5 protein-coding genes are annotated in these 6812 nt (G+C 61.9%); all 5 read left to right on the top strand.

Features of this window, described 5'->3' with window-relative positions; all coding sequences use genetic code 11:
• The first annotated feature begins 118 nt into the window (after nucleotides 1-118).
• A complete protein-coding gene (locus P5540_14065; protein ID HRT65942.1) occupies nucleotides 119-1375 on the top strand; it encodes an NAD(P)/FAD-dependent oxidoreductase in 1257 nt (418 codons plus the stop codon).
• Between the two features lie 85 nt (nucleotides 1376-1460).
• Nucleotides 1461-2897, top strand: a complete 1437-nt coding sequence (locus tag P5540_14060) for a hypothetical protein (protein ID HRT65941.1) — start codon at nucleotides 1461-1463, stop codon at nucleotides 2895-2897.
• A 13-nt stretch (nucleotides 2898-2910) separates the two neighbouring features.
• Nucleotides 2911-4194 (top strand): hypothetical protein, encoded by a 1284-nt coding sequence (locus P5540_14055; protein ID HRT65940.1) that lies wholly within the window; start codon nucleotides 2911-2913, stop codon nucleotides 4192-4194.
• A 244-nt stretch (nucleotides 4195-4438) separates the two neighbouring features.
• Nucleotides 4439-5545, top strand: a complete 1107-nt coding sequence (gene ugpC, locus P5540_14050; GenBank protein ID HRT65939.1) for a sn-glycerol-3-phosphate ABC transporter ATP-binding protein UgpC — start codon at nucleotides 4439-4441, stop codon at nucleotides 5543-5545.
• 83 nt (nucleotides 5546-5628) lie between these two features.
• Nucleotides 5629-6795 (top strand): galactokinase, encoded by a 1167-nt coding sequence (galK, locus tag P5540_14045; protein HRT65938.1) that lies wholly within the window; start codon nucleotides 5629-5631, stop codon nucleotides 6793-6795.
• Nucleotides 6796-6812: the final 17 nt, after the last annotated feature.

The raw sequence follows: 6812 nt of genomic DNA, 5'->3' as shown, positions 1-6812 counted from the left end.
ATTCGACCGATCTGAAAATGTATAAGCGCCCGCGGCAGATTGGACAGTCTGTCCTGCCGCCTTTCCGTACACGCTCCAAGGGAACAGCGCCCTTTCCAGCGGACGCGCGGGAGCGATCATGGATCCTATCATTATCATAGGCGGTGGGGCCTCGGGGATGACCGCGGGGATCATGGCGGCCCGCTGGGGGGCGCGCGTCACGGTGCTGGAGCGGATGCAGCGGGTCGGCCGGAAACTGCTGGCCACGGGCAACGGTCGCTGCAATCTGTCGAACCGGCGGATTGACGCGTCACATTATCACGGCGCCGACCCGTCGTTTGTGAACGGGGTATTTGGCCAGTTCGGACTGGATGAAACGCTGTCCTTTTTCGATGGGCTGGGGGTAAGGGTCGAGGAGGAAGACGCGGGTAAATTGTTCCCGGCGAGCCGGCAGGCGTCGAGCGTTCTCGACGTGCTCCGTTACGAGATGGCGCAACGGGGCGTGGCGGAGGTGTGCGACACCATCGTGCATGCCGTCGAACGGCGGCGCGGGGGACTCCGGTGCGTGTGCGGCGACGGGCGGATCTTCGAGGCGTCGCGCGTTGTGGTGTGCGCGGGCGGGCAATCCTCCCCGAATCTGGGCTCCAACGGCGGCGGGTTCAAAATCGCCCGGGCGATGGGCCATGCCCTTGTCGAGCCGTTTCCCGCGCTGGTCCAAGTCCGTCTCGACGCGCCCTACCTCGACCAAATCGCGGGCGTGAGCCTTCAGGGCGAAGCAGCGGCGTGGGTGTCGGATCGCCCGGCGCAGACGGAGCGCGGCGAACTGCTGTTCACGAAGTACGGCATTTCCGGAACGGCCATCCTTCAATTGAGTCGGGTCCTTTCGGAGGCCACGACGCGCGGGCGCGCCTCGCATCTGCGGATTGACTTGTTTCCGGCGTTGTCGCGCGAGGCGTTGACGGCCCTGATCAATGAACGTACGGCGAACGATCCGGGAAAATCCATCGCGTTCAGTTTCGTGGGGTTTATCCACAAGCGCCTGATACCCGTCCTGCTGCAGGCGGCGAACATCCGGGAAGCGCAACAACGGCCGTGCGGAACGCTGGACGCCAAAGAAACGGAACGCATAGCGTCCGTCCTGAAAGCGTGGACCCTTCCCTGCACGGGCACGCAATCGTGGATGTTTTCGCAAGTGACTGCGGGCGGGGTGGATGTCCGCGAGGTGGACCCGGTTACGCTCGAATCGAGGCGGATGCCCGGCGTTCATTTTGCCGGCGAGGTGCTGGACATTGACGGCGATTCCGGGGGCTACAATCTGCAGTGGGCATGGTCGTCCGGCGCCGTTGCGGGCATGCATGCGGCCCGGCTCTTGGGCCTTCGCGCCGAAAAACCATAATTCCCGGGAAAAGTCCGCTTACGCAAATGCGGGGCAAAAGAGTACAATGGCGGCATTGGGCATTGGGCACAGGAAAGGAACCGTTATGCGTCTCTGGAAAAAGATTGCGATAGGCATGGGCGTGTCGGCGCTGGCGTTGGCGGGATTGTTTGTGGTGTTTGTCGGTCCGTGGCCGGTGTATACGTCCGGTTTCGAGGGAACGGGCTATTACACGCGCAATCTCGCGGCTATCGAGACAAACGCCCGGCTGAACCATCTTACGGACACGCCCGGACCGTTGAAGGCCGGTTGGGGTGTCGCGCGGATGGACCTCGAACCCGGCATGCCTCTGGCCGGGTACGGCGCGCGGCACAACATCAAGGAATACCTCTTCGGCGAAAAGCCGAAAAAAACGGCCACCGGCATCCACGACGATTTGCATGTAAAAGCGATTGCCTTGAGCGACGGCGAGGACGTCGTCGTCATCGCGGGCGCGGACATGCTGATTGTTCCACCGAACATTGCCGAGGCCGTTCGCAAGGAGGTGGCGCGAAAGACGCCGCTGACGGCCAACAACCTTTATTTTGGCGCCAGTCATACCCACGACGGCCCCGGCGGATTTGGAGAGGGTTTGGCCGCGTTTTTCGTCGGCGGTCTGTACAATCCCAAGGTGCCCGCGATGCTGACGGCGGCTTTTACCGACGCCATCGTCGAGGCGTACAACCGCCTTGAAACCGCCCGGATGGCGCACGGCCATTTCGATGCGCCGCAATATATCCGCAACCGCGCGCGCAAGGGCCCCGTTGATTCCCGGTTGAGTTACCTTGTGGTGGAGAAGGCCGGCGGCCGCCGTTGCATCCTGCTGAACTACTCGGCCCATCCGACCGTCGTCGGTTCGCGGTTCGTCGAATTCACGGCCGAGTATCCCGGTTTCCTCCAGTCGGCCATCGAGAAGGCCATGCCGGACACGACGGTCGCGTATTTGGGCGGCGCACTGGGCAGTTCCGGTCCCGTGGCGCCGGACCGCCCGACCGACATCGAACGGGCGCAGGCCATGGGAGAAGAACTGGCCGGACTCGTCATGGCCAACCTGCACGATCTGAAGTGGCAGACCAATGTGGACGTCGCCTCCATCGGCATCCCGATTGAACTGCCGTCGTTCCAGATGCGCTTGTCGCACAGTCTGCGCGTGTCGCCGCTGCTTCCAAAAGTCTTGGGACTGCCCATCGAGGGTTGGATGCACGCCGCGCGCGTCGGCGATCTGTTTCTGGTGGGAATCCCCGCCGATTTCAGCGGCGAAATCAGCGCGCAATGGAAACGCGCCGCCGACGACGCAGGATACAGCCTCTGGACGTCGAGTTTCTGCGCGGCCTACATCGGCTATATCTCGCCGGACAAATACTACAACGAACCGAAGGCGACCAGCGACTACGAAACGGGCTTCATGTCCTGGATGGGCCCGCACCAGGAAGCCTTCTTCACGGCCTTGATGAAACGAATGACGGAGGCGCTGGGCGCGCCGCCCCCCAAGCAGGCGTTCTAACGGATCCCGCCCCATGGACGATTCGGCGCACAAAGCGGGAAGTCCGGGCCGCGCCGCAGGGCGCACGGCCGCGGTCATCGCATTGTGCACGCTGGCGCTGTTGGGGATCGTCGAAGCGGGAAGCCGAATCGCCGAACATTGGATTCGCCCGGTGGTCGCGGACTATGGACTCGGCTTCACGGAAGAAAGCCGGGTGTTCGTTCCCGATCCCAACGACGCGAACTACCTGATCACCAATCCGGTGAAACTCCTGACCTTCCACGAACAACGCTTCCGTCTTCGCAAGGACCCCGGCGTGCGCCGCATTTTCATGGTCGGGGGCAGTTGCGTATTGCTCTTGCAGGATGAAAACGGCATGCCGTTCTACCGGCGCGTCGAAGAGGCGCTGAACGTCCAAATGGAAACGCTGGCCTTTCCGGGATTTCCCGGGCCGGGCTTGTCGCGCTTGCGCGAACGGCTCGAAAAGCATTTCGGAAACGGCTGGCGGTTCGAGATCGTCAACTGCGGCGCGGGTTCGTACGGGAGCCACCGCCTGCTGCCGGTGATGGCCGAAGTGCTGAATTATGATCCCGATGCCATCCTCTATTACGAAGGGCACAATGAATTTGAGGAAATCGAGCAGATGCGGTACGTTCCCTTCGGCACGCTGCGGATACAGAACCTGCTGGAACGCCTGGCCGTCTACCGGTTGATGCGCAACTATCTTACGACACTTCGCTCGCGCCAACTGGTCAAGCCGGAAAACCGGCGGCTGCTGGTGCGCCGCTGGCCGCAACTCGCGGACGAAAAGCCCTGCCGCGACGATTACGACGCCGGGCTGCTCGGCGATCGGATGCAATCGCTCGAAAACAATCTGGAAATGATGGCCGCGCTCTGCCGACGGCGCGGCGTGCCCCTGATTCTTTCCACGGCGCCCTCGAATCTCCTGAAACCCCATGAATTTTGCGAACGGGACAAGGCGCGCTACCAGCCCGTCCATGACTTGTACCGGCAAGGCCGGTACGACGAGGCGCGGACGATTGCCGAAAAAGTGCTCTCGGAAATTTTCCGCCATCAGGCCAGCGAAGCGGAAAACACGATCCTCCGGCGCGTCGCGGCGCGCAACGAGCTGCCGCTGGCCGACGTCAAGGCCGCCATCGTCGCCGCGGAGCCCAACCATTTTCCCGGTGAAACCCTGTTTTGGGACGACTGCCATTTCTATCCGCGGGGAAACGAAATCATGCTGGACGTCTTTTTCGATGCAATCGTGGAGAACATTGATTTCTCGGTTTCGCCCGCCCGGCTCATCCGGCGCTGACCGGCAGACAAATCATCCTGCCGCGTTCCGTAGCGGATTTTGCGGACGAGACAAGCCCGCAAGATTTCCCCATTCCGGTGAAGTCCACAAGGTCCGATGACGCATACCCCGTCCCACGACCAGCATGAGGGATCCACGTTGGATTGTCCCAGAACGGCTTGACTCCATCGAAAAACCTGCTATATGATGCAACGAGTCTCAAGTTTTCCCGCGGGCTGGCAACGGCAAGGAGGCGGAAACATCCATGGCAAGAGTCGAACTGAAAAAGGTGCGGAAAGTCTTTCCGGGCGGCGTCGAGGCGGTAAAGGGCGCAGATCTCGTTATCGAAGACAAGGAATTCGTGGTGCTTGTGGGTCCGTCGGGCTGCGGTAAATCCACAACCTTGCGTATGATCGCCGGTCTCGAAGAAATTACGGATGGCGAAATTTACATTGACGGGAAGATTGTCAACGACGTACCGCCCAAAAACCGCGATATCGCGATGGTGTTCCAGAACTACGCCCTGTATCCACACATGACCGTCTATAAAAACATGGCGTTCGGCCTCATTTTGCGGAAATATCCGAAAAAGGAAATCCAGGCGCGCGTCCAGGCGGCGGCGGAAATTTTGGGCATCCAAGACCTGCTCGATCGCAAGCCGAAAGCCCTGTCGGGCGGCCAGCGTCAACGCGTGGCGGTGGGTCGCGCCATTGTCCGCCAGCCGAAGGTGTTTTTATTCGACGAGCCGTTGTCGAACCTTGACGCCAAACTGCGGGTCCAGATGCGCGCCGAAATCAGCAAACTCCACACGCGGCTGCAATCCACCATGATTTACGTGACGCACGACCAAGTCGAAGCCATGACGATGGGCGATCGTATCGTGGTCATGCTCGACGGCGTAATCCAGCAGGTGGCCGATCCGCTGACGCTTTACAACAAGCCGGTAAACAAGTTCGTGGCCGGATTCATCGGCAGTCCCCCGATGAACATGGTGGATGGCCGCCTGTCGGCCGAGAACGGTTCCCTGCGGTTCCGCGACCTTGGCGGCAGCCTCGATTTGGAAGTGGCGCCGCCGCATCGCGATGCGTTGCAGTCCTATGTGGGAAAACAGGTGACCCTCGGCATTCGCCCGGAGGATGTGCGCGAGAACATTACGCAAACGCCCGTTCCGGGTTCGAGCATCACCGCGAACGTCGAGGTGGTCGAGCCGATGGGATCGGAAATCTACCTTTATATCGGCATCGGAGGGAAGTCGCTGACGGCGCGCATCAAATCCAACATCGAGCCCGAAGTGAACAAGCCGTATGTCATAGACGTCCTGATGGACAAGGTCCACTATTTCGACGCCGCCACGGAAAAGACCATCATTTGAGGCGGCGGGGTGCATGGAAATCCATGGCGCGCGCCGGCGTGCTTTTCGAGGCCTGAAAACGGCCGCCGATCCGGGGATCAACCATGAGTCTGCACATTCATGACGTAAAACGACAGTTTGAGCACCGCTTTGGCCATGCGGCGGAGGTCGTGGTACGGGCGCCGGGCCGCGTCAACATCATCGGCGAACATACAGACTACAATCACGGGTTTGTGCTGCCCATGGCCATTGAGCACGAGACCGTCATCGCGGCCAGGCGGCGCGCCGACCGGCGTCTGCACGCCTTCGCGGCGAACCTGGACCGTTGCGTCGAAGCGGACTTGGACCATCGCGCGCGCAACGCGGACGAGCCGTGGATTGATTACGTCGTCGGCGTGGCGGACGAGGTCGCCGCGCTTGGGCTGCCGCTGATCGGCGCGGAGTTGCTGATTGCCGGCGACGTGCCGATCGCCTGCGGACTCAGCAGTTCCGCGAGTCTCGAAATGGCGGCCTTGTGCATGTTCGAGGCCCTCGGCGGTTTTCGGGTCGAAGGCGCCGAGGCGCCCCGGCTCGGCCAGCGCGTGGAAAACCGTTTTCTCGGCCTGAGTTCGGGCATCATGGACCAGTTCATATCGCGCATGGGCCGCAAAGGACATGCGCTGTTTCTCGATTGCCGAAGTTTCGCGTACGAACTCGTGCCGGTCGCGTTTGCGTCGGCCACGTTCGTCATCGCCAACACGGGCGTGGCGCGCGGCCTGACATCGTCCAAATACAACGAGCGCGTGGCGCAATGCCGCGAGGCGGTGGCGGGCATGGCAAAAACCCTGAACCGTCCCGGAACCCACCTGCGCGATTTCAACGAGGACGAGTTGACGGCGTGTCGCGGGGTCTTGTCTGATATTGTTTTCCGCCGCGCGCGGCATGTCATTTCGGAAAATGCGCGCACGCAGGCGGCCTGTGCCGTGCTGCGCGCGGGCGACGCGGTCCGGCTCGGCGAACTAATGAACGCCTCGGACGAGAGCCTGCGCGACGATTACGAGGTCACGTGCCCGGAATTGGACGCGATGACAGCGATTGCGCGCGGGCTGCCCGGCTGTCACGGTGCGCGGATGACCGGGGCGGGCTTTGGCGGATGCACGATCTGCCTAGTCGAGACCGACGCCGCGCCCGCATTTTGCGAACGTTTGATTGCCGATTACCGGCAACGGACCGGCCTGCAAGGCCAAACGTTTCTGTCCTCGCCAGCCGACGGGGCGAGCCGGGTTGAATAACCGGCGGCGCGGGGAAA

It is taken from the genome of Candidatus Hydrogenedentota bacterium (assembly GCA_035450225.1).
In the GTDB taxonomy this organism is placed as follows: domain Bacteria; phylum Hydrogenedentota; class Hydrogenedentia; order Hydrogenedentales; family SLHB01; genus DSVR01.
The sequence above is the reverse complement of the archived record's forward strand: the minus strand, read 5'-3'. Positions and strand labels throughout refer to the sequence as shown.